The following is a 23,452-nucleotide window of genomic DNA, read 5'->3' on the forward strand; positions in this document are numbered from 1 at the left end:
CTTTTAGATGGAAGACTGCGTATTGATAATAATGATTCGGAGCGTAGTATAAAACCATTTGCAGTTGGCAGAAAAAATTGGATGTTCTGTGCAACAACTAAGGGTGCTAAAGCTAGTGCAAATATTTATAGTATTATTGAAACTTGCAAAGTAAATAAGATTAATCCTTATGATTATTTAAAATATTTGCTGAATCATATTCATGATTATTCTGATCCAAAAGAGTTAGTAAATTTACTTCCATATAATATTGATAAAAAAATATCATCAAATTAAATTTTTTTTAGAATTATCAAAAAACTTAAGAAACCCAAAGAAAGGCGGATAATACTTGTCAAGATGGGGATATTTTAGCGTTTACGTAATAAGAGTAGCATTAAAAGAAGCAAGGGAAGAGTCAGGAATAAGTAATTTTCATTTACATTTTGAAAATATATTTGATTTAGATATTCATATAATTCCTAAAATCAAAGATGAACCTTCGCATTATCACTTTGATTGCAGATTTCTTTTAATTGCTGAAAGAGAATCAATGAAAAAAAATAAAGAGTCAAATGAGTTAAAATGGTTTGATATAAAAGATACAAATATACCTACAAGTAATGTTTCCATAATGAGAATGCTTAAAAAAGTCCAATTATTAATTTAATTTGAAGAATATATTCATCATAATATAATAACAGACTGAATTAGATTAAATTGTATTCAAAAAGTAGGGGAGGTTGTAAGTACTTTAAATAAAGTGCCCATTTCATCATTTGCTATTAACTTATTTAATTGAAAATTAATTTTTTCACGTGAAGCTCTAGACTTTATTAGAGATTCAGCTCTTTCTATAATACAATTTTTAGTTAAAAATTCACTTTGGTCTAATATGTTTGACGATATATTATTTTTAATAAAATCGTTTTTTATATCTGTGAAATTAACTAAAGAGGTGATGTCAGCATAGCCAATATTATCAAGTAAATTAACTTTTTTATGATTTTTTACAGCTTGTAAGGTGCTTTTATTTGGATTTTTTAAATAGCCGTAATCAATAATCAATGCAATGCCTTTATCATTTGAAATTTTTTTAGATATATGGTCTGTATATTTTTTTCTATAATCAGAGATTTCAATGAATTGAGAGTTTTTAAAATGGCTATTGGTGATTAAATTTGAAGAATTTTCTATTAATCCATAGATTAATTTATTATCACTTAAGGATATAACTACTTCAAAAATTTTATTATCTTTATAATAAAATTGTTTGATAGGAAGTGCGTCAAAAAATTCATTTGCAATGATTAAATAATTATCTCCTTTTACATCATCAATATTTGTATACCAAGTGATATTTAAATTATTAAAATCCTTTAATCGAGATTTTTGTTTGTTTACTAAATATGGACTTGTTTCTATTAATGCTACTTCTTTAATATTGCTATAAAAATTTTTAAATTGTTTAGCTGTTCTTAGAATATCATGCATCATGGTTCCATTTCCTGGCCCTAATTCCACTAATGTTAACGGTTTATTAAATTTTCTATACCATATATCAATCAAATATATTGCAACTATTTCACCAAACATTTGGCTAATTTCAGGTGCAGTAATGAAATCACTTTTTTCTCCTATTGAATCAAAATTTGAATAATAATAATTTGATGAAATCTGGATAATTATATCTATTGTAAGAGGCCCATGATTTTTTATTATATTTATAATATAATCTTGAATATTATTCTTCATTTGCAATGTTAAATTTTTTAAATACATCTTGTATAAATTTAACTGTAAGTTTTCTTCCTTGAATAATTGATTGATTATCTAAAAGACTTACTATTTGTTCAATAGAAGAGTATTTTCTTTGAATGTTATTATAGATGTAATTAATAACTTCTTCAGAAATTTTAATTTGTCGTTGTTTAAAGAATTTTTTCAATAGTAGTTTTGCTAAATTTTCATCAGGCTCTTTAATAATTAATTTATATGTTGATTTAATTCTTGATGCTAGATCATTAAGTTTAAAAGATGGATATTTTGAACAAGTCATTAATAATGATAGTGATCTTTCTTGAGTGAAATTGATTATATTTATTAAATTGAGTTCATTAAAATTTTCTATGTTATCAACAATTACTCTTTGATTATCTTCTAAGTTATCAATATTTTTTATAATCTTTGCATTTACAGTATTTCGCCATAAATTAGCAAAAGATGTTTTGCCTGATTTTTCTGAGCCAATAATTAATATTCTATTATTAACCCATTTATCGCATTTAAAAATAGACTTATATATTTCTATGTTAGCTAAAGAAACAATTAGCTCATCTTCATTAACTTGATAAGGAGTTTTTAAATTTAGTTTACGTTGCATTATTAAAAAACTGTAAGAAAAATGGTATGTATATGGTAGATATAATTGTGCTTACTAATAAAGCTATGGCTGCTTTTTCAGGAAATTTATTATATAAATTGCAAGTTATAATACAATCTACTCCTGGAGGCAAAGCTGACAAAAGAAAAAATAATTTATACATTTCATTATCATAAATATGAAATACAAATTTATCTAATAATATAAATGATAAATATAGTAATGGAGATATTAGTGTTTTTGATAAAACAAAAATGCTTATAAATTTAACACCACCATTTAATTTTACTTTGCTTAAACTTAATCCAAAAATCATCATGCCTAATACTAAATAAGCAGCTCTCATCTGTGAAAATAAATTATTAAATCCATCAAATAACCTTATATCACTAATATTTGCTATAATGCCAATGGCAAAGCCATACATTGGTGGTAATTTTAAAAGATATGGCAATCTTCTTTTACTTGATTTAATATTATTAGATATTGTGTAATTACCTACAGTATATACATAAGTCATGAGCCCAATTGTTGATAACATAAAGATTCTTATATAGTTATTATCAAAAATTAACATAGCAATAGAAAGCCCTAAGCTGCTTGTGTTAACACTTCCTGCTGCGTATCCAATAATTTTTTCCCTTCCATCATCAAAGAATTTTGAACCAATAAAGAGAGATACTGTGCGCAAAATTACACAAAATATAAAATATAGAACTGGAAGAAGAATATATCTTAATTCAAGTTTTGTATTTAATGCCACATCAAAGAAAATAACAGGCATTAAAAAATGAAACATTAATTTACTTAAAGACTTTGTGTCAATTTCATGTAATCTTCCAGCAATATATCCTTGTACAGTGATTATATATAAAGGTAGGATTTTAGAGATTAAACTAAAGAATGACATTTTATATTATGCCTCTTTTTGCAAGTTCTACATTTGCTAAAGTTTCAATTTCTTGAATTATATTATTAATTTTAGTATCAGAAGAAGATTTATTATACATCTCAAGAGTTGTTTTTATTTCATATAGCTCTTTGTTTGATGGCTTTGAAAGTAATACTGATTTCCTATATTTAGCTAATAGATCTAACAAATTGTTTCCATAATTTAAATCTTTATCCTTATTTATTTCACTAGCATTTGCCTGTAAAAAGTATAAATTTTCAGAGCTTACTTCTTGTTTATGATAAGATTTATTTAAATTTTTTACTGTAGATGTATTTTCTAATTTGAAATTTTTTTTACCGTCTTTTTTGTTTGTTTTTCTTACAGTAGATATTCTATTTATGTAAATTGGATGTATAATATTAGACATATCTATCGATGTTTTTTACATAGTAATAATATCATATTTATATACAAATTTCATTATATAAATATGCTATTAAAAAGTATTATAAATTTAGACATAAAATTTACTTAAGTGAATTAGACTTATCATAAACCTTTAAACTTCAAAAAATTTACTATATTTTTCCTAAATTCATTATATTTACCTGGAAAATCTATAGTTCTTCCTTTATTCATAAAAATAACTCTATCCGCAATTGTGGATATGAAATGTCTATCATGAATTACAAATATAATTGTTCCTTCAAAAGATTTCAATGAATTTGCAAGTGCTATTCTACTTTCTAAATCTAGGTGATTTGTAGGTTCATCAAGTACTAGAATATTAGCTTTTTCAAGTGTGATTTTTGCAAATAATAATCTTGCAGCTTCTCCACCACTTAATACATTAACTAGCTTATCAACTTGATTTTGTGTTAGCAACATTCTTCCAAGCGCTCCTCTTATAGTACTAATATTTGATTCATTAGTGGCATCCATTAACCAGTCTATTGCTGAAACATTACCCTTTATTAAGTCATGATGATCTTGTGAGAAATATGAATATTTTGTATTATGTCCCCATTTTATACTTCCATTTGTAGGAGTTATTAGTTCTAGCATAGTTTTAAGTAATGTTGATTTTTCTATACCATTTATACCTAAGACAGCTATTTTTTCTCCCCTATTTACTTTAAAAGATAAATTTTGAAATAATGGATTTTCTTTAAAAGATTGTGAAAGCTCTGAAATATCTAACACTTCTTGACCGGATTTTTCCTTTTGTTTAAATAAAAACTTAGGAGCAATTCTTGAGCTACGCATAAGTTCTGGAACATCTATTTTTTGAACTTTTTTTTCTCTTGAAAGTGCTTGTTTAGAACGTGCAGCAGAGTACCTAAATTTCTCTATAAAAACCTTATCTTTAGCTATTTTCTTTTCTACTGAAGCTTTTTCTAACTCTTTTTGCTCTGCTATATTTTGTTTTTCTTTAATAAAATGATCGTAATTACCTGAGTATAGTGTGATTGTATTATAATCAATATCTAAGATATTATTACATGTTGAATTTAAAAAATCGTGGTCATGAGATATTAATAATAAAATTCCTTTAAATTTTTTTTTCAAAAAATCTTCTAGCCATTGTGTTGATAGTATGTCTAAGTGGTTTGTTGGTTCATCTAATAGCAGTATATCAGGGTTTGAAAAAAGACATTGCGCAAGCAAAACTCTAATTTTATAACCACCAGATAATTTTTTAAGAGGTTCTTTGAAATCTTTCTCATCAATGCCAAGTCCTTGTAAAATTATCTCAGCGTTTGATTCTGCAGTATAACAATCATTTTCATATATAATAGATTCTAATTCTGCAATTCTATAGCCTTCTTCATTAGTAACATCACTTTTATTACTTAATGCATCTTGTTCTTTCATTGCATCCCATAAGATTTCATTCCCTTGAATAACGACATCAATTATTCTATCATTTTCATATTTAAATTGATCCTGGCTCAAAGCACTAATTTTCAATAATTCACTGATGACTATATCACCTGAAGTTAACTCTTCCTCACCTTTAATTAATTTAACTAAGGTTGATTTTCCTGATCCATTTGCTCCAATTAGGCCATATTTATTATTTGTCTTCAAAGTAAAGCTAACATTATCAAAAAGTTTTTTACCTCCAAAATGCATAGAGATATCTTTGCATAAAATCATAGTGATGAATTAAATTTATCGTGAATAGATGCTTATAATACAGATTATTTAAATATACTTCAATATAGATTTGATTATTAAATACAGGATACTATCTATAAATAATTGATAAGATAATAATTATGAGCTCTTGAAGTTAAAATTCTATATAAACAGGGGCGTGGTCAGATGGTTTTTCCCATCCTCTAGTTTCTGCTAATACTCCTGTAGTAATTATTTTATCTGCCACTCTAGGTGATACTAAGATATGATCTATTCGCATTCCTTTATTATGTTGCCAACTGCCAGCTCTATAATCCCACCAACTAAATTGTTGCACTTCTTTATTAAACTCTCTATAGGTATCAATTAAACCTAAATTTAATAAGCGTCTAAAACTTTTTCTTTCTTCAATACTAAATAATAATTTTCCATCAGAGTGATTTGGGTTAAAAACATCAATCTTTTCTGGAGCAACATTAAAATCTGCTCCAATAATTACGTTTTCACCATAACCAATCAATTTTATAAGTCTTTTCTCAAGCTTTTTAAAAAACTCCAGCTTATATATAAATTTTTCTGAACCTACTTCAGAGCCATTGGGAATGTATGCTGAAATTATTTTATAGCATGTTTTGTTAATCGTTATTGTAGCTTCAATATAACGAGCTTCTTTCTCATTACTCATACCTTCAAGTCCAATGATTGTGTCTTCTAAAGGGAATTTACTTAAAATAGCAACACCATTATATGTCTTTTGACCAAAAATCTTAATATTATAACCTAAATCTTCTAATATATCATAAGGAAATTTTTCTTGAGTGCATTTGAGCTCCTGTAATAAAATTATTTTGGGATTATGCTCTTTAACAATCTTAATAAGGTGATTTAACCTAGAAGATATCGAATTTACATTCCAACAAATAATCATGAAATACACTTAAATGGCTCCTCGGGCCGGATTCGAACCAGCGACCTAACGGTTAACAGCCGTTTGCTCTACCACTGAGCTACCGAGGATTAATACACATTTTTTATATAATAGTATTTTTAAAATGTCTAGAGTGAAATTTATATTTTTACAATTATTTAACTTATGTCAGAAAATTTATATAATGATGAGACATGCAAATTATGAGTAGCAATATAAATCAAGGAAAAACTATTGTTTTAATAAGTATGTGAAAAAGTTAATTTTATAATTAAAATTTATTTTGAATATGTCTATGTTGTGATATTTCATCTAAATGTTTTTGTTCAGTAAGATTATTTGCATAATCAATTCTATCTTTAGATTTTTCTAATAGATTTTCATACTTTTTTTGTTCATCATATTTTGTTTTTAAATCTTCAATTAACAATTCAAGCTTAGATTTATTAAGGTCTTTTTCATCAATAATTTTATTCATTTTTTGTTTTGATAATTCAAAAAATTTTCCAAATTCAAAATTTAAAATTTGCTTTGATAGAGTTTTTTCTTCTTCAATTTCTTTAATTAAATTTTTTAATTTTATATTTAATGTATCTATTATTTTAATTATATTATTTTTCTCAATAATCAAATTTGATATTTCATTATTTAGATTTTTAACAATTCTCTTTAGTGAATTGATTTGTTTATATTCTGTATTAATTTCTATCTTCATTTAAAATAATTTTTTCTATTAATTGATATTTATGATTATCTTCAAATTTATATACTATTTTGTTATCTTTGAGAATAATAGTCACTGGTAATTTATTATATCCAATATTTTTATATGTCTTATAATTAATCATTAATATATCTTCAAAACAATTTCCAAATTTATTTAATAAAGTTGTTAAATTATTTTTATTTTCACCTACCATTATACCATAAATTTTTATTCCTTTTTTATTTAAATGTTCTAATTCAGATAATTTATTTATACATTGCTCGCAATTTGTTGAAAAAAAATTAAGTATTATATATTTATTATTTTGTTTAAATTTCACTTCATTTTCAGTAAAAATGCTTACTGTTTTGTGAAAAAGTAATTCCTCATTTTTTAATTCAATAACACTATCAGTACTTTTATTAAAAATAAGCTTAAAACTAAATAAAGTTACGATTAAGAGCAAAGTAAGAAAAGGTAAAAATAATTTAAATTTTATATTCATTTCCTAATTCAAAATTAAAATTTTTTAAAAATGTATTTTTGATCATTTCATTTAATTTATAATTTTCAATTAATTTATTATTTTCTTTATAAATAGATGTCATTTTACAATTTAATATTCCACAAGGATTAATATTATTAAAATAGCTCATGTTTGGGTTAATATTTAATGCAATACCATGATATGAGATCCATTTTTTTAATTTGATTCCTATAGATGCTATTTTTTTATTAATATTGTTATCTTTTACCCATACTCCAATGTTTTCATTATCTATATAAGCTAAAATATTGTTTTTGTTAAGTATAGTGATTATCCATTTCCCTAACATATTAATAAATAATTTTATATCTGGTTGATTATTAAAGATTTCTTTTAAATTTAACATAATATAAATAATCTTTTGTCCTGGTCCATGATAAGTTATTTTACCACCTCGATCTGTATCAATATATGGAATATTAATATTATTTTTAATGTCAGATTTCACTGCGCTTCTTCCTAGTGTGTAAATATTAGGATGCTCTAATAGCCATATTGCCTGATTTTCTTTAGAAGAAATAATTTTTTCTACTTTATTTTTCATAAATTTCATTGAAAATTCATATTCAATTGGTTTATTAGAATAAATAAAATCAATTTTATGCATCTAATTGTTTAGTTTTTAATTTTATAGCATTTATTAAATTTCTTAGGACAGGTTTCACAACTACTTTTATCATTGATAATTAAATTTTTTAATCCTTTTATAAAAAAATCATCTTCACTCACTGTTTTTGCTCTATAATATGATTTTGCTCCATTTGATTCAGCTAGTTCCTTATATTCTAAATCAAGCTCTACTAAGGTCTCAACATGTTCAGATACAAAAGATATAGGGACTATTAGGATATTTTTATTCATTTTTGATTCTTTGATTATAACTTCATCTGCATAAGGTTTAATCCATGAAACAGGTCCAACTCTGCTTTGGTAAGCTAATATATAATCTAAGTTTTTGATGTTTGCTGATTCAACAATTAATTTAACTGTATTTTCAATTTGCCATTGATAAGGATCTCCTGATTCAATAATTTTTTCAGGTAGACCATGGGCAACAAAGATAACATATGGTTTTCCATTTTCTTTTGTGGCCTTGTTATATATGTTTAAGAAAATCTTTTTAGACGATTCAATAAATTCTTTTTGAGAATAGTAGCAACAAATGATTTTTTGAGGACATGTTAATGTAGATTTACTGAAAGCCTTATTCCATTTATCTAAAAAAGATGCAGTCGTTGTAGTAGAGAATTGTGGATATAAAGGAACTAAAACAATTTTTGTAGGATTAAAGTTTTCAACTTCTTTAACTGTTTGATAGGGCAAAGGATTACAAAAATTCATGCTGATAAAAATTTTATGTGTACTTTTATCAAGTATTTTTTCAAGAGCTTGTTTTTGTTTAATTGTATTTTTAAGTAAAGGAGATTTTCCGCCAAGTTTATTATAATTAAGAGTGGCTTCTTTTTTTCTAAGTTTAGATATTAATTTTGCTAAAAGATATCTAAAAGGATTAGGAATAGTTATAATATTTTTATCGTTAAATAAATTGAATAAAAAGAATTCAATATCATTTCTGCTATTTGGACCACCTAAATTATATATAACAACAGCAATTCTATTTTTTATTTTAATATTTTTCATAAAAATAATATTATAATTTACAAAATGAATATTATCAGTAAGCTTGAGTTTATCAAATAGTTTTTACTAAATATAGTTTGCTTGTGAAATTAAAGACCTTTAGAATAATATTACTTACATTAATTATATTATTTTCCCTTGAGTTTAACGTTGCTTTAGCAGATGATAGTACTGGACCATATAATTTATTACAGCATCTAAAAAATATTCCTAAGAAGAAAGTTAAGGCAAAAAAAGTTAAAAAAATTACCTCAAATATAAAAAAAATAGAGCTTGATAATTCAAAATCAAAGATTAAAACACATAAATTTATTCCTAAACGACTTGATGTTGTTTTAAATCAAAATATTGAAAATACAAAAATAATATTTCCATGGGATGAAACTGTAAATATAGCTTCGTATATAAAAAATGACTATTTGTATGTTATTTTTGATAAATATGTTCCTGTAAATGTCAAAATTTTAAATGAATATGTCAATAAACACGTTATTGATCATGCGTTGGTAGATGATTTTTATCATTATAAAATAGGAGATGATTCTTTAGCTATAGTTTTTAAATTAGTTGAAAAGAAAATAAATCATCAGTATTTCTTGATATATAAAGACATGAATTCATTTATTATTAAGATATTTCCTCAGAAAGTTAAATCAAAAATTATTAATTTTGTATCTAAACCTTTTGAAGAACCAACTTCTAAAATAGAGTTTGATATTGAAAATTTAAAAACTGGAAAGATAATTTCTTTTATTGACCCCTTAAATAAAGGTAAAATTACAGTTCTAACAACAAATTCTTATCAGTATGGTATAAAAAATGAATTTACTTTTGTTGATTTAGATGTTTTGCCTTCAATACAAGGAGTTGCTATTTCTGAAAAATCTAGTGAACTTTTGTTTAATAAAAATGATAATTTATTTTGGATTACTTCAAAAAATGGACTTAACATATCATCAAAATATGGGTCTTCATTAATTAATTCTATATTTCAGACCCCTGGGTTTACAAAATTAAAAAAATTTAAAAGTGAAGATTGTATCCTATGTATAAAACCTTACAGAAAGGGTTTGGAAGAATATATCAATGATCAAAAATTAATACAATCAGAAATATATAATAGCTCAGTTGATGAAAAATACAATTTTAGAATTAATCTTGCTTTACTTAACTTAGCTAATGGTTACTACCCTGAATCAACTTCTCAATTAAAATTTTCAATATATAATAATCCATTATTAGCTAACAAATATGATTTTTTATTGGTATATGCAGTATCTAATGTGATGAGCAACAGATTTGATAAAGCTTATGAATTAATAAGTAAAATAGATATATCTTCTGTTCCAACAAAGAATTTAAAGGAAGTCAGGTTTTGGAATGATATTATTAATTTATTGAATAATAAACCTCAAAAAATAAGTGGTAGTTTAATTGAAATTTTTTCTGATAATAATAGTGCTTTTTTGAAAAATTATCCTGAAAATATTTTCATAAAAATTAAACTATTTGAACTTAGACTTTTGATTAAAAATAAGTATTTTAATGCAGCTAAAGATATTATTAAAAATTTATCAAAAATTAATTTAACCAGGGAAAATTTAGCTGAATTTTATTATGAACAAGCAAATTTACAAAAATTAGCTGAGAATAATAATGATGTCATAAAATTGTTAACAAATTGTAAAAATATAGATGGTTCATTTTATTTTAGCCCAAAGTGTGAATATGAGTTGATTGATTTAGAAATTAAGAATAAAAAAATAAGCATTAAAGAGGGTATTGAGCAATTATTATATTTAGATTTTAAAATTAGGAATTCAGAATTTGAAATAACAGTTTTAAAAAGAACTGCTGAATTATATTACATGGTTGATGATTATATTAATGCATTATTAACTTGGCAAACCATTATAGAATATTTTCATAATAGTTTTGAAGCCTTAGAAGCAAAAGAGAAAATGACAACTACTTTTATAAGTATTTTTCTAAGTGAAGTTGGAGATAAATATGATGCTTTCCAAAAAGTGGCAATATTTGATGAATTTAGTTACTTAAACCTTATTGGTAATATAGGGGACAAAATAGCTTTAAAGTTGGTAAATTATTTAATTGACTTAGATTTATTAGATGGGGCATCTAAGATTTTAGATCACCAATATAAATATAGATTAAATGGATATGAGAAAGAGCAGGTATTGAATAAGTTATTAAATGTATATTTGGAACTACGTAAGCCTGAAAAGGTTGTTGAATTAATTAATGAAAGTTTATTAAAAAATTATCCTGATCAAATTAAAATTGCAAGAACTCATATTTATGCTCAAGCACTTTTTGAGGTTAATGATGATGATAAAGCAATAAAAGTTTTAGATGGAGACCTATCTAGTAGTGCGGATGTTATTAGATCAAATATATATTGGAAACAAAAGAAGTGGCATTTATTTAATGATAACTCTGAGCCTTATATTTATTCATTGATGAAAAATAATAAACTCTTAACAATAGAAGATGCAAATAAAATCTTAAGGCAATCTGTATCATATGCGTATCTAGATAGAAAAAAGCTTTTATCTAATTTATATAATCAATTTAAAAATAGGTTAAGAGTTAAACATGATAAAATATTGAATATTATTCATCTTTTGGTAAAACTGCAAAATACTAAGAATAGTAAAAAAATAGTGGATTCTCAGGATATACAAAATATAATTAATGATGTATATAATCAAATTACTCACTAGAAGAGATAATAATTATTTAAGATGAGCACTTTTCGAAAATCTATTATTATTATACCTGCACGCCTTGATTCAACTCGTTTGCCAAAAAAACCTTTGATTAATATTAAAGGAATACCAATGATAATCAGGGTCTATAATAAGGCTTTAGAATCAAATATAGGGAAAGTTGTTGTTGCAGGTTGTAATGATGAGCTAAGAAACTTAATAAATTCTTATAATTTTAATTATATAAGTACTGATCCAACGCTTACTTCCGGTACAGATAGAGTTTATGCAGCATATAAAAATTTAAATGAAGAATATGACAACATCATAAATTTACAAGGTGATATGCCACATATCAATTCAATTACTATAAAAAAAGTAAATGATGTTTTGAATGATGAACAAGATATTGATATAGCCACTGCTGCTTCTAAAATTAATGATATAGAAGATGACATAAATAACATTAATGCTGTAAAAGTTATTAAAAGTTACCAAAATTACGCTCTTTATTTTACTAGATATCCGGTGAGGTTAGATGAAAATTATAAACATATTGGAATATATGGATTTAAAGCAAATTCTCTTGAGAAGTTTGTATGTTTACCTCAATCACCATTAGAAAAAAATGAAAAATTAGAGCAATTAAGGGCGTTAGAAAATGGTATGAAAGTCAAAATTGCAATAACTAACGATCCTAATATAAGTATAGATACAAAGCGAGATTTATTAAAATCAAAAGATTATTTAAAAAAATATGAAAAATAGCAATTTAAGTTTAGTTTACATTAGGTCATTAATTTTTAATATTTTTTTGCCAGTTTGGACAATTATAACTTGCAGCATATTATCTCCGTTGGTTTTTTTTAAAAAACCTAAAGTTATGGCAGTTTTAGGCACAATATGGTCGTATGGTTTAATTTATGGATTAAAAGCGATTTGTAATATTAAAATAGAATTAAGGGGACTAAAAAATTTACCTAAAGAGCCTTTCATCATTGCTTGCAAACATCAATCTGCTCTTGAAACAGGGCTTTTTCAGCAATATTTAAATTTTCCAGTTTATGTAATAAAAAAAGAATTGCTTAGTATACCTTTTTACGGCTGGTTTTTGAAGCAAATGGGTATGATTCCTATTGATAGAAAGGGAGGGATGTCAGCGTTAAAAAGTATGTTAAGAGATTGCGAAGTAAATTTAAAACAAAAGAGGAGTATTATAATTTTTCCAGAAGGGACTCGTGTGAGAACTTTTGAATCAGCTGAATACCATTCTGGTATTATTGCAATTAGAAAAAAATTTCCAGATATACCTATTATTCCAATTGCTTTAAATTCAGGTTTATTTTGGTCTAAAGATTCTTGGTTAAAATATCCTGGCACAGTGATTTTTAAAATTCTGCCAGAATTAGATAAAAAATTAGATAACAAACAAGCTTTAGCTCAATTGAAGAAAGTTATTGATAGTAATAGTGATGAGCTGTGTAAAAAAATATGAATTTTATAATGCTTTAAATAGACGATTCTTAACAATCTCAATACCATTATTTGTAATGGATGAGTAAGTCATTACTTCTTTATTTGTTATTTTTTCTAATTTCTTTTTCTTTTCATGAACTGCAACTTCATCAATCATATCTGTTTTAGAGAGTAATATTAGTTCTTTTTTACTAGCTAAATCTTTATAATTTTCCAATTCTTTTCTTATAATTTTATAATTATCAATTATGTCATCACTTGTTATGTCTATTATATGAAGAAGGATTTTACATCTTTCTAGATGTTTTAGAAATTTTATACCAAGACCATGTCCTAAACTTGCATTTTCAATTAATCCTGGGATATCTGCTATTGTAAACTCATTATGTCCACAATAAACAACTCCTAACTGAGGTTTGAGAGTTGTGAATGGATAATCAGCAATTTTTGGCTTTGCAGATGTTACTTTGGACAGAAAAGTAGATTTGCCAGCATTAGGCATTCCTAATAAACCAATATTTGATAGTAATTTTAAATTAAGCCATACCCACATTTCATTGCCGATTTTACCTTCAGTAAATTTTCTTGGAGCTTGATTTCTTGAAGATTTAAAATTGCTATTTCCTAATCCACCACTTCCACCTTGAATAATTATTTCTTTTTGTTCAGGTTGATCAAAATCATATAATATGTATTTTTTATCTTCGGATAGCATTTGAGTTCCCTGTGGTATATCAATAATTAAATCTTCACCTGACTTTCCAGTTTTATTTTTTCCTTGACCTGTTTGTCCTTTAGGAGCTTTAAAATGCTGCTTATATCTAAAATCAATTAATGTGTTCAAATTCTCTACTACTCTAAATATTACTGAACCTCCATTGCCACCATTTCCACCGTCTGGTCCTCCAAATTCAATATATTTCTCTCGCCTAAAGCTAGAAGCTCCATTCCCTCCATCTCCAGCTTTTAGAAATATTTTAGCTTCATCTATAAAATGCATGTTATTATTAGGAACAATTATTTTTTAAATACTTTAATGAATCTTTGAAACCCGATAAACTATAATAATCTAAAGCTAATTTATCATCTGTTTTATAGCTTTTAATAGTAAAATAATTATATGTAGCTTTGATAAATAAATTTATTATATGATTATCTTGATCGCTATTGTACGTTGTTGCAAAATTTTTATATTTACTATTTAAATTATATTTTCTTTCTTCATCAATTATAATTAATATGGGATTATTTTGAGAGATCTCAAATCCTGGTTTAACAGTAATTGTAAAATTGTTTTCACCTAGGTAGTTTAAATTTATATATGGTGTATCCCTTTTTTCCGTAAATATTATTGTTTTTATAGGATTAGAATACATATAGCATATTTTTTTCTTACCTTTTTTTTCAATATATGTTATCCAATTACCTATATTTCTTTGTAATATTTGTGAATTATTTTTTGCTTGTGATGGAATGTGCACAGATATAATGCAAAAATAACATAATATAAAAAATAATAATTTAATTTTCATGTAATCTGATGTTTAATTTAATAGCCTATAGAACCCTTATAATATTCGTTTTTATAACTCAAGCAATAAATTTTAATTTTGCTCAAGATAATATTTTTTCAAATAACTTTGATACAAGTGCTAAATATGCATATTTAGTAGATTTTGAAAGTGGTGAAGTTTTATATGATAAAAATGGTAATACACTAATGCCTCCATCTTCTATGACAAAAATCATGACATCATATATTATATTTCAAAATTTACAAAACGGAGATTTAAAATTATCAGATAAATTTATAATAAGTGATAAAGCTGCTAAAAAAGGTGGTTCAAAGATATTTTTGAAATCAGGACAAAAAGTTTCTGTTGATGAACTTTTAAAAGGAGTGATTGTTTTGTCTGGTAATGATGCATCGATTGCTTTAGCAGAAGCATTAGATGGTAGTGAAGAATCATTTGCCAATAAAATGAATATATATGCCAAAAAATTAGGGTTGAAAAATTCTGTTTTTAAAAATAGCACGGGATGGCCTGATGAGGGACATTTGATGAGCTCTAAAGATTTAGTGACATTGGCAATAAGGTTATTAAAAGATTTTCCAGAGTATTATCATTACCATTCCATAAAACGATATTCTTTTAATAAGGTAAGACAAAATAATAGAAATACATTAATTGGTGCTTATGGAGTAGATGGAATAAAAACGGGTAAAAAAACTGATATAGGTGGACATGGAATTGTCATAAGTGCAAAAAAAGGAGAAAGAAGGCTTATAGCAGTTATAAATGGACTTGGTAGTGAAAAAGAAAGAGAAAGAGAGGCAAGAAAATTATTAAATTTTGGATTTTCAAATTTTAAAAATTTGACTTTATTTAAAGGCCATAAGGAAGTAATTGAAGGTGATGTTATTTATGGTAATTTAAATAAAATAGCCTTAAATGTAAAAAGTGAAATTATTATTACTGTGCCAAATAACTATGATAAAATGAAAGATTTATTGTTTTTAACTGAATTTCAGGAACCACTAAAAGCTCCTGTTAAGCAGGGAGAAGTTGTTGGTAAATTAAAGATTATGGATAGTAAAAATAATACTTTAATCAAAGAGGTTGAACTAATTACAAGTATTGATGTAAATGAAGCAGGGTTTTTTAAAAGGTCTATTCAAGGTATTAAATATTTTTTTAAAAAATTAATTGGTTAATTAATAGTTAAATTTAATATATACATATTACTAAAATTATTATATCTGAAGTAATACTTCTATTAATTATTTATGAACATACAAATTATACTTCTATTAATAATATTATTACTGTTAATTGCTTTAAGTATTTATCTTTGCATTATCTGCATTAAAAATTCAAATAATATTGATGCTTTGAAAGATACTTTGTCAGAACAAAAATCATCAATTAATCTTTTAAATAATTTTTTTGATAAACAAATAAATTTTTTACATAGTAGTATTACGAAGCAAATTGAAAACAATTATTTAAATCAGCAAAAACAGTTAGACTCTATGCAAAAGCAATTGGTTCAAATTGCAGAACTGAATGAAAATAAAATAGAGAACATGAGAAGATCAATGGAAGAAAAAGTTAATAACATGCAACAAAATAATCAAAAAAAGTTGGATGAAATTAGAGCGGCTGTTGAAGAAAAATTACAATCTACCCTTGAAAAAAGATTAGGAGAATCTTTTAAATTGGTTAGTAATCAGCTAGAAATAGTTTATAAAGGGCTTGGAGAGATGCAAAATTTAGCGACAGGTGTTGGTGATTTAAAGAAGGTGCTAACTAATGTTAAAACAAAGGGAATTTGGGGAGAGGTGCAATTAGGAAATATTTTAAAGCAAGTTTTAAGTGAAGAGCAATATGAGGAAAATGCTAAAATTGATCCACTCAGTAACCAAAGAGTTGAATATGCTTTAAAACTTCCAAACAAAGATGAAGAAGATTCTAATACTTTGTTGCCTATTGATGCAAAACTTCCGATGATTGAATATCATAAGCTTATAGAATTTTATGAAGATGGTGATAAATCAAATATAGAAAAGCAGGTGAAAATTTTAGAAATTGCAGTTAAGAAAGAGGCTAAAAGTATTAATGAAAAATACATAAAGCCTCCGCATAGTACTGATTTTGCTGTTATGTTTTTACCAGTTGAGGGATTGTATGCAGAAATAGTTAGAATACCTGGTTTGCTTGACAAACTTCAGCGTGATTATAGGGTAATTATTACCAGTCCAACTACACTTATAGCATTGTTAAATAGTATTCAAATGGGATTTAAAACCTTAGCAATTGAAAAAAGATCGAATGAAGTTTGGAAATTATTAGATACTGTAAAGCATGAATTCTCTAATTTTATTGGAATTTTAAGTAAAACAAAAGTAAAATTAGACCAAGCTAGTAAAGCAATAGGGGATGCTGAATATAAAGGAAATGTAATTAAAAACAAATTACAAAATGTTGAAAAGTTACCACTGTCGAAATAATTAATAAAAAATAATGCAAAATTTTAAAGAGGATTATTTGTCACAATTAAATGAAGCACAGCTTGAAGCTGCTTCACATATTGATGGTCCCATATTAATTTTGGCAGGAGCTGGAACTGGTAAAACAAAAGTGTTAACTTCAAGAATTATTCACCTAATTAATAATGGTTTTGCATTTCCATCACAAATATTAGCTGTAACATTTACAAATAAGGCAGCGAATGAAATGAAACAAAGAGTTGAGAAATTTTTAGAGAATATTTCTGGCTCTATGAATATAGGTACTTTTCATTCTATGGCTGCAAAAATTTTAAGGCGTCATGCAGAACTTATTGGATATAATACTGATTTTACAATTATAAACCAAGATGATCAAATTAGATTAATTAAACAGCTTATAAAAGATTTTGGATTAGATGATAAAAATACGTCAGCTAAAGTTCTACTTTATTATATAAATAGATTTAAAGATAGGGCTATTATGCCTAAAAATTTATCATCACAAGAAGTTGAGCATTATGCAAAAGGTAAATTAAGCGAAATATATAATGAATATCAAAATAGGCTGGAAAATTTTAATGCTATGGATTTTGGTGATTTATTACTAAATAATATAAGGCTTTTTAATGATAATTTAGACATTTGCGAATATTATCAAAATAAATTTAAATATATATTAGTTGATGAATATCAAGATACAAACATCGCGCAATATTTATGGATTAGAACATTATCACAAAAACATAATAATATCTGTTGTGTAGGGGATGATGATCAATCTATATATGCATGGAGGGGAGCAGAAATTACAAATATTTTGAGATTTGATAAAGATTATCCAGATGCTAAAGTTATAAGGCTTGAAAAAAATTATCGTTCAACTCAGCATATTTTAAACCTAGCTAGTAATTTAATTTCCAATAATAAAAATAGGCATTCTAAAGTTTTATGGACTGATAAGAAAGATGGAAATAAGGTTAAAATCATAAATTATTATGATGATAAGGAAGAATCAAGGGCTATTGCAGATGAAATAGATATGTTGGAAAGATTAAAGAAGACTAAGCTTTCTGATGTGGCAATTTTAGTGAGGGCAGGGTATCAAACTAGAAATTTTGAAGAAAGTCTTAATTTTTTAGGTATACCATATAGAATTGTTGGTAGTACTAAGTTTTATGATAGGTTGGAAATTAAAGATAGTATAGGATATATTAGGTTACTTGTTAACAAAGAAGATAATTTAGCTTTTGAAAGGGTTGTTAACACCCCAAAAAGAGGAATTGGCAATAGTACTATTATGAATATTTTAAATACTGCTAAAAATTCAAATTTATCAATGTTTGAAGTATCAAAAATAATGATTGCTGAGAAAAAAATCAAAGGAAAAACAGCAAACTCTTTGAATAATTTTATCAATATAATTGAGGAAAGTAATAAAAAAATAAATAATGAAAACAATTCTGACATTGTCAAAGATATGTTGAATAAAGTTGGATATATTGATATGTGGAGTAATGATGAAAAGCATGAATCTAAAGAGAGAATAGATAATATTCATGAGCTTATTAGTAGTTTGAGTGAATATGAAGATTTGAAATCCTTCTTGGAATATATAAGTTTAATAAGTGATGCTGATAATATTGCAGAAGATAATAGGGTTAACATAATGACAATCCATGCTGCCAAGGGTTTAGAATTTGAGGTTGTGTTTTTGCCAGATTGGGAAGAAGGAGTTTTTCCAAGTTCAAAATCAATTGAAGAAGAAAAGGAATCTGGAATTGAAGAAGAAAGAAGGTTAGCGTATGTAGCAATAACAAGAGCTAAAAGAGATTTATCAATCTCATATACTTGTTATAGAAGAGTATATGGAGATTTACAAACTTCAGAAATATCAAGGTTTATTAATGAACTACCCAAAGTTAGTTATGAGATAGTAAATAATTACTTTAATAATTCTTTAAATCAAAATAACCTACACTCATTTAAAGAAGTTAAGCAGCAAAATTTTATTAGTTCAACAAAAAAAGAAAAATTTGGGGTTGGAACAAAAGTAAAACACATTAAATTTGGTAAAGGTATTGTGTTATCTAAAGAAGAAGATATAACAGAGGTGTTTTTTGAGAAGGAAGGTGTAAAAAAGATAATGGCAGAATTTTTAGAATTGATTTAAAGAATTTAATGAAGAAAAACAATATTCCTAAGCATATAGCAATAATTATGGATGGTAATGGTAGATGGGCAAGGCAAAAAAATTTACCAAAATCTTTTGGATATCAAAAAGGAATTAAATCTGCGCAATGTATCATAAAATATTCAAAAAAGCTTGGTGTTGAGTATCTAACACTTTATGCATTTTCACTTGAGAATTGGCAAAGACCTAAGGATGAAATCGCAAAGCTTATGGACATGTTTCGCGAGTATTTAAAAAAAGACATTGAAAAATTGATTGCAGAAGATATAAGAATTATTTTTATTGGTGACCATTCAAAATTAGATGAAGATATAAAAATAGCTATGAAAAGTGCTGAAGATAGATCATCGCAAAACAGTTTTTGCTTAGTTATTGCCATGAGTTATGGTGCAAGAGATGAAATTACTAGATCAATTTTAAAATTTAATGAAAAACATAATAAGGAATCTGTTAATAAAAATAATATTGAAGAATTATTTGAGTCTATTATAAATCCTCATCAAATACCAAACCCAGATTTATTGATTAGAACAAGTGGAGAAAAAAGATTAAGTAATTTTCTACTTTGGCAAATTGCGTATACTGAACTTTATTTTACAAGTAAGTGTTGGCCAGATTTTGAAAAGCAAGATTTGCTTGATGCCATAGATAATTTTAATAAAAGAGAGAGGAAATATGGTAAGTAAAATACTTAATAATAACTTATTTAAGAGAGTGATAACTGCTTTAGTATTAATTCCAATTGTACTTTATATAATTATGGAAGGAGGGGTTTTGTTTGATTCGTTTTTAGGATTAATATTTATAATTTCAACATATGAAGTTATCATGATTGTTAACAATGATAAAAAAATATCGCTGTTAAAAAAAATGACGTGGATAATACCGATATTAATTTATATAGGGTTCTCTATGATATCACTTAGATATATAAGATTATATGATGAAGGATATTTTAAAATTATGATATTACTCTTGAGTATTTGGGTGTTTGATTCTGCTGCTTATTTTGCAGGTGTATTGATTGATGGGCCGAAATTGTGTCCAAAAATTAGTCCTAAAAAAACATGGGCAGGATTAATTGGGGGTATAGTAATTACGTTTTTTATCCCTAATATAGTAGCAATTATTATGTTAAAGCATATTTTCCTTTCTGCGTTTGCTATTATTTTTGGGTTTTATTTAAGCTTGTTAGGTATTATAGGGCAAGTTGGGGATTTGATGGAATCATATTTTAAGAGAAAATTTAGTGTAAAGGATAGTGGTAATATTATACCAGGACATGGTGGAGTATTAGATAGAATGGATAGTATATTTTTAGCATCAATATTTTTTTATCTTATCTTAAGGTTTAAATAATTTTTATTTAAATTATGAAAAAGAAAATATGCATTTTAGGTTCAACTGGTAGTATTGGTTGCAACACTTTAGATTTGATTGATCAATATAAAGGTAAATATGAAGTAACTACACTTACAGCAAATAAAAATGCTAAAAAGCTGGCTGAACAGGCAATAAAGTTTCAAGCTAAGAATATAGTGATATGTGATGAGAGTAAATATAAGGAATTAAAAGAGTTGCTTAGTGGCTATGATATAAATATTTTTTCTGGCCATAAAGAACTCATAAATATGTCTGGTTTACAATATGACATTACCATTGTTGGTATTATGGGGATGATAGCAATTAAACCAATTATGAAAGCTATTGGAAATTCTAAAGTAATTGGTCTTGCAAATAAAGAAAGTATAGTTTGTGCTGGAGATTTTATAATTAATAAAGCAAAAAAGAGCTTTACTAAAATTATACCACTTGATTCAGAGCACAATGCAATATTTCAAGTATTTGAAGAAAATAACAGAGAAAACATAGATAAAATTGTTCTTACTGCTTCAGGTGGTCCATTTTTAAATAAGAATATTGAGGAGTTAAAGTTTATCACTCCAGAACAAGCTGCATGCCATCCTAATTGGAAAATGGGTGCTAAAATTTCTGTTGATTGTGCTAATATGGTAAATAAAGGGCTTGAAGTGATAGAAGCCTGTAAATTATTTAACTTAGATATTGATAAGGTAGATGCAATAATTCATCCAGAGTCAATAATTCATGGTATGGTATATTATTCAGACGGTTCAGTCCTTTCTCAAATGGCATATCATGACATGAAGACATCAATTTCAACCGTGTTTGAATATCCAAAAAGAATAAAATTTAATTATACTCAACTAAATTTTGCTGAAATAGGTTTGTTAAATTTTCAAAAAATTACACAAGAGCGTTTTCCATTGTTTTATTTAGCAAAACAAGCTTATAAACTTGGTAGTTATGCATTAATTACTTTTAACATTGCAAATGAAATTGCAGTTGAAACATTTCTTCAAAAAAAAATAAGTTTTTTAGGAATAAACAAACTAATCCAAGGTTCAGTAAGTAAAGCAACGTCGGTTGAAATTACTTCATTAGAAGATGTTTTATATTATTCTAAGGAAATGAAATTAAAGATAAAGAATTACATTATTTATTAAGTCCTTATACTTCTACCATGTAATTCACTTTTTTGAGTTAAACTTTCAACAAATGACCTTTTAGTAGAAATATCTTTATCTTTTTGTGCTTGTTTGCTTGGAGTGTCTACAATTTTTCCTTTAACTCTATCTTTATAAAAATCTCTAAATTCTGTATGTTTCTCTTCTTTATAATGAGCAAGTGGGGCAAAAATTTCTCTACTTCGATCATAAGAAAAGCTGGCAAAAAAAGCCTTTTTTGTATAGTAATTTAGGCTGTGGACTTCTAATTTAGGGTTATCAGCTTTACTTGATCTTGCTTCTAAATCTTTTTTTACTTGGCTTAATTCTGCTTTAAATTGTTTTTTCACCTGTTCTGGTTTATTAATATTAATTTCACCATTTTCAATTTTAGCCTGTATATTTTTTATTGCTTGTATTTCAGCTTCTGTATCCCTGATGCAGCCTTTTAAAAAATCTAAACCTGAGCCTTGTGGATAATCAATGCTTAAACCTCCATTTTCTCGCAACATATCTTTGTTAGTTTGTATTATGTTATGCATTTCGTCTCGTTGTTTACTAAAAGACTTTTGTTCATTGACAGCTGAGAATGCTCCTACCATTACACAAAATCCACCTGCTCCAATAGAAATCATATTGCCTGTCATAATGTTGCCTACAAGAGGTATTAATGCTTCAGGAAAATGTTGTAAAATATTTTTGATTTTCAATGTTTTGTCTTTTCCATCTAATTTATGCTCTTGTTTGAGCATTTCATCTAATATAGATTTTAGTTCAGGAGTTTTATCTAATGTTTCTAGTTTTTCTTTATGTAATTCTGTTATAGTTTCTAGTGCTAATGCTTCTTTTTGTTGAACTCTTAAATCTTTTAAATTCTTTCCTTCTATTACTATACCTAATCCTAAAGTTAATACTGAAACTGTTGCTGCTATTCCAATTGCTAAGGGTCCAAATGGGCTCAAAAGTAAAAAGCCAATTGACAAAAAACTTATTACTTTTAGAGTAGATGGGCCAAAAAAGAAATCAACTACATCCCATAATCTAGCTTTTGTTTTAGCCCAAAAACTTTTATTAATTTCTGGTTCATTATCTTTATGTTTAACTCCCTTTTTAACTTCTACATCTGTATCATAATCGTAGAAAACACCATATACTTTGACAGCAACATTAGCTAAAGCTATTGAAATATCTTTAATAACAGACATATATGTTTTTTAATAATTAGTATTTATAAACATAATAATAAATTATAAAGTAGCTCTTATCAATGAATAAAAGAATATTATTATTTTTTATAA

23 protein-coding genes, 1 tRNA gene and 1 pseudogene are annotated in these 23,452 nt (G+C 25.8%); 11 read left to right on the plus strand and 14 right to left on the minus strand.

The annotated features are described in order from the left end of the window. Together EIC27_RS07820 and EIC27_RS00315 are read left to right on the plus strand one after the other, a co-directional pair. A partial coding sequence (locus EIC27_RS07820; RefSeq protein WP_153183752.1) for a transposase domain-containing protein occupies positions 1–276 on the plus strand: 276 nt, incomplete at its 5' end. A 55-nt stretch (positions 277–331) separates the two neighbouring features. After that, complete coding sequence (locus EIC27_RS00315; protein ID WP_126044176.1) at positions 332–649, plus strand: NUDIX hydrolase; 318 nt, start codon at positions 332–334, stop codon at positions 647–649. A 56-nt stretch (positions 650–705) separates the two neighbouring features. Here the strand turns inward: EIC27_RS00315 and EIC27_RS00320 are convergent, their stop codons facing one another. The 11 genes from EIC27_RS00320 to hemH form a co-directional block, all read right to left on the minus strand. Then, positions 706–1,734, minus strand: a complete 1,029-nt coding sequence (locus tag EIC27_RS00320) for an SAM-dependent methyltransferase (protein ID WP_162298283.1) — start codon at positions 1,732–1,734, stop codon at positions 706–708. Next, a complete protein-coding gene (locus EIC27_RS00325) occupies positions 1,724–2,362 on the minus strand; it encodes an HdaA/DnaA family protein (RefSeq protein ID WP_126044178.1) in 639 nt (212 codons plus the stop codon). The genes EIC27_RS00320 and EIC27_RS00325 overlap by 11 nt, the downstream gene beginning before the upstream one ends. Next, positions 2,352–3,272, minus strand: coding sequence for an AEC family transporter (locus EIC27_RS00330; RefSeq protein ID WP_126044179.1), 921 nt, complete (start codon positions 3,270–3,272; stop codon positions 2,352–2,354). Before EIC27_RS00330 ends, EIC27_RS00325 begins: the two co-directional genes overlap by 11 nt. Position 3,273: 1 nt before the next feature. Then, positions 3,274–3,684: a flagellar assembly protein FliX gene (locus tag EIC27_RS00335; RefSeq protein WP_126044180.1), complete on the minus strand. Its 411-nt coding sequence runs from the start codon at positions 3,682–3,684 to the stop codon at positions 3,274–3,276. A 122-nt stretch (positions 3,685–3,806) separates the two neighbouring features. Next, positions 3,807–5,417, minus strand: a complete 1,611-nt coding sequence (locus EIC27_RS00340) for an ABC-F family ATP-binding cassette domain-containing protein (RefSeq protein WP_126044181.1) — start codon at positions 5,415–5,417, stop codon at positions 3,807–3,809. Positions 5,418–5,553: 136 nt separating this feature from the next. Beyond that, positions 5,554–6,327, minus strand: coding sequence for an exodeoxyribonuclease III (gene xth, locus EIC27_RS00345; protein WP_240627054.1), 774 nt, complete (start codon positions 6,325–6,327; stop codon positions 5,554–5,556). Positions 6,328–6,341: 14 nt separating this feature from the next. Then, positions 6,342–6,416, minus strand: a tRNA-Asn gene (locus EIC27_RS00350). A gap of 182 nt (positions 6,417–6,598) precedes the next feature. After that, entirely contained in the window at positions 6,599–7,042 is a 444-nt protein-coding gene (locus EIC27_RS00355; protein ID WP_126044183.1) for a hypothetical protein, read from the minus strand. Further along, positions 7,026–7,538, minus strand: coding sequence for a thioredoxin domain-containing protein (locus EIC27_RS00360; RefSeq protein WP_126044184.1), 513 nt, complete (start codon positions 7,536–7,538; stop codon positions 7,026–7,028). The genes EIC27_RS00355 and EIC27_RS00360 overlap by 17 nt, the downstream gene beginning before the upstream one ends. Next, entirely contained in the window at positions 7,522–8,187 is a 666-nt protein-coding gene (gene lipB, locus EIC27_RS00365; protein ID WP_126044185.1) for a lipoyl(octanoyl) transferase LipB, read from the minus strand. The genes EIC27_RS00360 and lipB overlap by 17 nt, the downstream gene beginning before the upstream one ends. Before the next feature lie 8 nt (positions 8,188–8,195). Further along, positions 8,196–9,221, minus strand: a complete 1,026-nt coding sequence (gene hemH, locus EIC27_RS00370) for a ferrochelatase (protein ID WP_126044186.1) — start codon at positions 9,219–9,221, stop codon at positions 8,196–8,198. A gap of 77 nt (positions 9,222–9,298) precedes the next feature. Here hemH and EIC27_RS00375 point away from each other — a divergent pair, with 77 nt between their 5' ends. Genes EIC27_RS00375 through EIC27_RS00385 form a run of 3 tightly spaced genes read left to right on the plus strand, consistent with a single transcriptional unit; the run spans position 9,299 to position 13,445 of the window. Beyond that, positions 9,299–11,965 carry a tetratricopeptide repeat protein gene (locus tag EIC27_RS00375; RefSeq protein ID WP_126044187.1) on the plus strand — a complete coding sequence of 889 codons (2,667 nt, stop codon included), beginning with the start codon at positions 9,299–9,301 and terminating at the stop codon, positions 11,963–11,965. Between the two features lie 21 nt (positions 11,966–11,986). Beyond that, a complete protein-coding gene (kdsB, locus tag EIC27_RS00380) occupies positions 11,987–12,718 on the plus strand; it encodes a 3-deoxy-manno-octulosonate cytidylyltransferase (RefSeq protein ID WP_126044188.1) in 732 nt (243 codons plus the stop codon). Continuing rightward, positions 12,708–13,445 carry a lysophospholipid acyltransferase family protein gene (locus EIC27_RS00385; protein WP_126044189.1) on the plus strand — a complete coding sequence of 246 codons (738 nt, stop codon included), beginning with the start codon at positions 12,708–12,710 and terminating at the stop codon, positions 13,443–13,445. Before kdsB ends, EIC27_RS00385 begins: the two co-directional genes overlap by 11 nt. Positions 13,446–13,448: 3 nt before the next feature. On the opposite strand, the gene cgtA is transcribed toward EIC27_RS00385, so the two are convergent. Together cgtA and EIC27_RS00395 are read right to left on the minus strand one after the other, a co-directional pair. Beyond that, positions 13,449–14,426, minus strand: coding sequence for an Obg family GTPase CgtA (cgtA, locus tag EIC27_RS00390; RefSeq protein WP_126044190.1), 978 nt, complete (start codon positions 14,424–14,426; stop codon positions 13,449–13,451). Between the two features lie 7 nt (positions 14,427–14,433). Next, complete coding sequence (locus EIC27_RS00395) at positions 14,434–14,907, minus strand: hypothetical protein (protein ID WP_205702302.1); 474 nt, start codon at positions 14,905–14,907, stop codon at positions 14,434–14,436. A 59-nt stretch (positions 14,908–14,966) separates the two neighbouring features. Between EIC27_RS00395 and EIC27_RS00400 the strand changes: the two genes are divergently transcribed. From EIC27_RS00400 to dxr, 6 genes and pseudogenes are all read left to right on the plus strand, one after another. After that, complete coding sequence (locus EIC27_RS00400; RefSeq protein WP_126044192.1) at positions 14,967–16,142, plus strand: D-alanyl-D-alanine carboxypeptidase family protein; 1,176 nt, start codon at positions 14,967–14,969, stop codon at positions 16,140–16,142. 72 nt (positions 16,143–16,214) lie between these two features. Next, positions 16,215–17,438, plus strand: a complete 1,224-nt coding sequence (locus tag EIC27_RS00405) for a DNA recombination protein RmuC (protein ID WP_126044193.1) — start codon at positions 16,215–16,217, stop codon at positions 17,436–17,438. A gap of 13 nt (positions 17,439–17,451) precedes the next feature. Next, positions 17,452–19,353, plus strand: a pseudogene (locus tag EIC27_RS00410) (ATP-dependent helicase); the annotation flags it as partial. Positions 19,354–19,616: 263 nt separating this feature from the next. Next, positions 19,617–20,315, plus strand: coding sequence for a polyprenyl diphosphate synthase (uppS, locus tag EIC27_RS00415; RefSeq protein WP_240627053.1), 699 nt, complete (start codon positions 19,617–19,619; stop codon positions 20,313–20,315). Continuing rightward, a complete protein-coding gene (locus EIC27_RS00420) occupies positions 20,305–20,988 on the plus strand; it encodes a phosphatidate cytidylyltransferase (protein WP_126044195.1) in 684 nt (227 codons plus the stop codon). Before uppS ends, EIC27_RS00420 begins: the two co-directional genes overlap by 11 nt. Before the next feature lie 14 nt (positions 20,989–21,002). Beyond that, positions 21,003–22,154, plus strand: coding sequence for a 1-deoxy-D-xylulose-5-phosphate reductoisomerase (gene dxr, locus EIC27_RS00425; protein ID WP_126044196.1), 1,152 nt, complete (start codon positions 21,003–21,005; stop codon positions 22,152–22,154). Here the strand turns inward: dxr and EIC27_RS00430 are convergent. Beyond that, on the minus strand, positions 22,151–23,359 hold the full coding sequence (locus EIC27_RS00430; protein ID WP_126044197.1) for a hypothetical protein: 1,209 nt from the start codon (positions 23,357–23,359) through the stop codon (positions 22,151–22,153). The genes dxr and EIC27_RS00430 overlap by 4 nt on opposite strands. Between the last annotated feature and the right edge of the window lie 93 nt (positions 23,360–23,452).

Origin of the sequence: Candidatus Aquarickettsia rohweri, from assembly GCF_003953955.1 — a bacterium.
GTDB classification, from domain to species: domain Bacteria; phylum Pseudomonadota; class Alphaproteobacteria; order Rickettsiales; family Midichloriaceae; genus Aquirickettsia; species Aquirickettsia rohweri.

What these genes read in the sequence shown, in the direction of transcription:
- EIC27_RS00325 (WP_126044178.1), bottom strand. Translation starts at nt 2,362, where the DNA reads ATGCAACGTAAACTAAATTTAAAAACTCCTTATCAAGTTAATGAAGAT.
- EIC27_RS00385 (WP_126044189.1), top strand. Translation starts at nt 12,708, where the DNA reads ATGAAAAATAGCAATTTAAGTTTAGTTTACATTAGGTCATTAATTTTT.
- EIC27_RS00320 (WP_162298283.1), bottom strand. Translation starts at nt 1,734, where the DNA reads ATGAAGAATAATATTCAAGATTATATTATAAATATAATAAAAAATCAT.
- EIC27_RS00420 (WP_126044195.1), top strand. Translation starts at nt 20,305, where the DNA reads ATGGTAAGTAAAATACTTAATAATAACTTATTTAAGAGAGTGATAACT.
- EIC27_RS00405 (WP_126044193.1), top strand. Translation starts at nt 16,215, where the DNA reads ATGAACATACAAATTATACTTCTATTAATAATATTATTACTGTTAATT.
- kdsB (WP_126044188.1), top strand. Translation starts at nt 11,987, where the DNA reads ATGAGCACTTTTCGAAAATCTATTATTATTATACCTGCACGCCTTGAT.
- EIC27_RS00355 (WP_126044183.1), bottom strand. Translation starts at nt 7,042, where the DNA reads ATGAAGATAGAAATTAATACAGAATATAAACAAATCAATTCACTAAAG.
- xth (WP_240627054.1), bottom strand. Translation starts at nt 6,327, where the DNA reads ATGATTATTTGTTGGAATGTAAATTCGATATCTTCTAGGTTAAATCAC.
- EIC27_RS00335 (WP_126044180.1), bottom strand. Translation starts at nt 3,684, where the DNA reads ATGTCTAATATTATACATCCAATTTACATAAATAGAATATCTACTGTA.
- EIC27_RS00330 (WP_126044179.1), bottom strand. Translation starts at nt 3,272, where the DNA reads ATGTCATTCTTTAGTTTAATCTCTAAAATCCTACCTTTATATATAATC.
- EIC27_RS00360 (WP_126044184.1), bottom strand. Translation starts at nt 7,538, where the DNA reads ATGAATATAAAATTTAAATTATTTTTACCTTTTCTTACTTTGCTCTTA.
- hemH (WP_126044186.1), bottom strand. Translation starts at nt 9,221, where the DNA reads ATGAAAAATATTAAAATAAAAAATAGAATTGCTGTTGTTATATATAAT.
- EIC27_RS00340 (WP_126044181.1), bottom strand. Translation starts at nt 5,417, where the DNA reads ATGATTTTATGCAAAGATATCTCTATGCATTTTGGAGGTAAAAAACTT.
- uppS (WP_240627053.1), top strand. Translation starts at nt 19,617, where the DNA reads ATGAAGAAAAACAATATTCCTAAGCATATAGCAATAATTATGGATGGT.
- cgtA (WP_126044190.1), bottom strand. Translation starts at nt 14,426, where the DNA reads ATGCATTTTATAGATGAAGCTAAAATATTTCTAAAAGCTGGAGATGGA.
- EIC27_RS00430 (WP_126044197.1), bottom strand. Translation starts at nt 23,359, where the DNA reads ATGTCTGTTATTAAAGATATTTCAATAGCTTTAGCTAATGTTGCTGTC.
- dxr (WP_126044196.1), top strand. Translation starts at nt 21,003, where the DNA reads ATGAAAAAGAAAATATGCATTTTAGGTTCAACTGGTAGTATTGGTTGC.
- lipB (WP_126044185.1), bottom strand. Translation starts at nt 8,187, where the DNA reads ATGCATAAAATTGATTTTATTTATTCTAATAAACCAATTGAATATGAA.
- EIC27_RS00400 (WP_126044192.1), top strand. Translation starts at nt 14,967, where the DNA reads ATGTTTAATTTAATAGCCTATAGAACCCTTATAATATTCGTTTTTATA.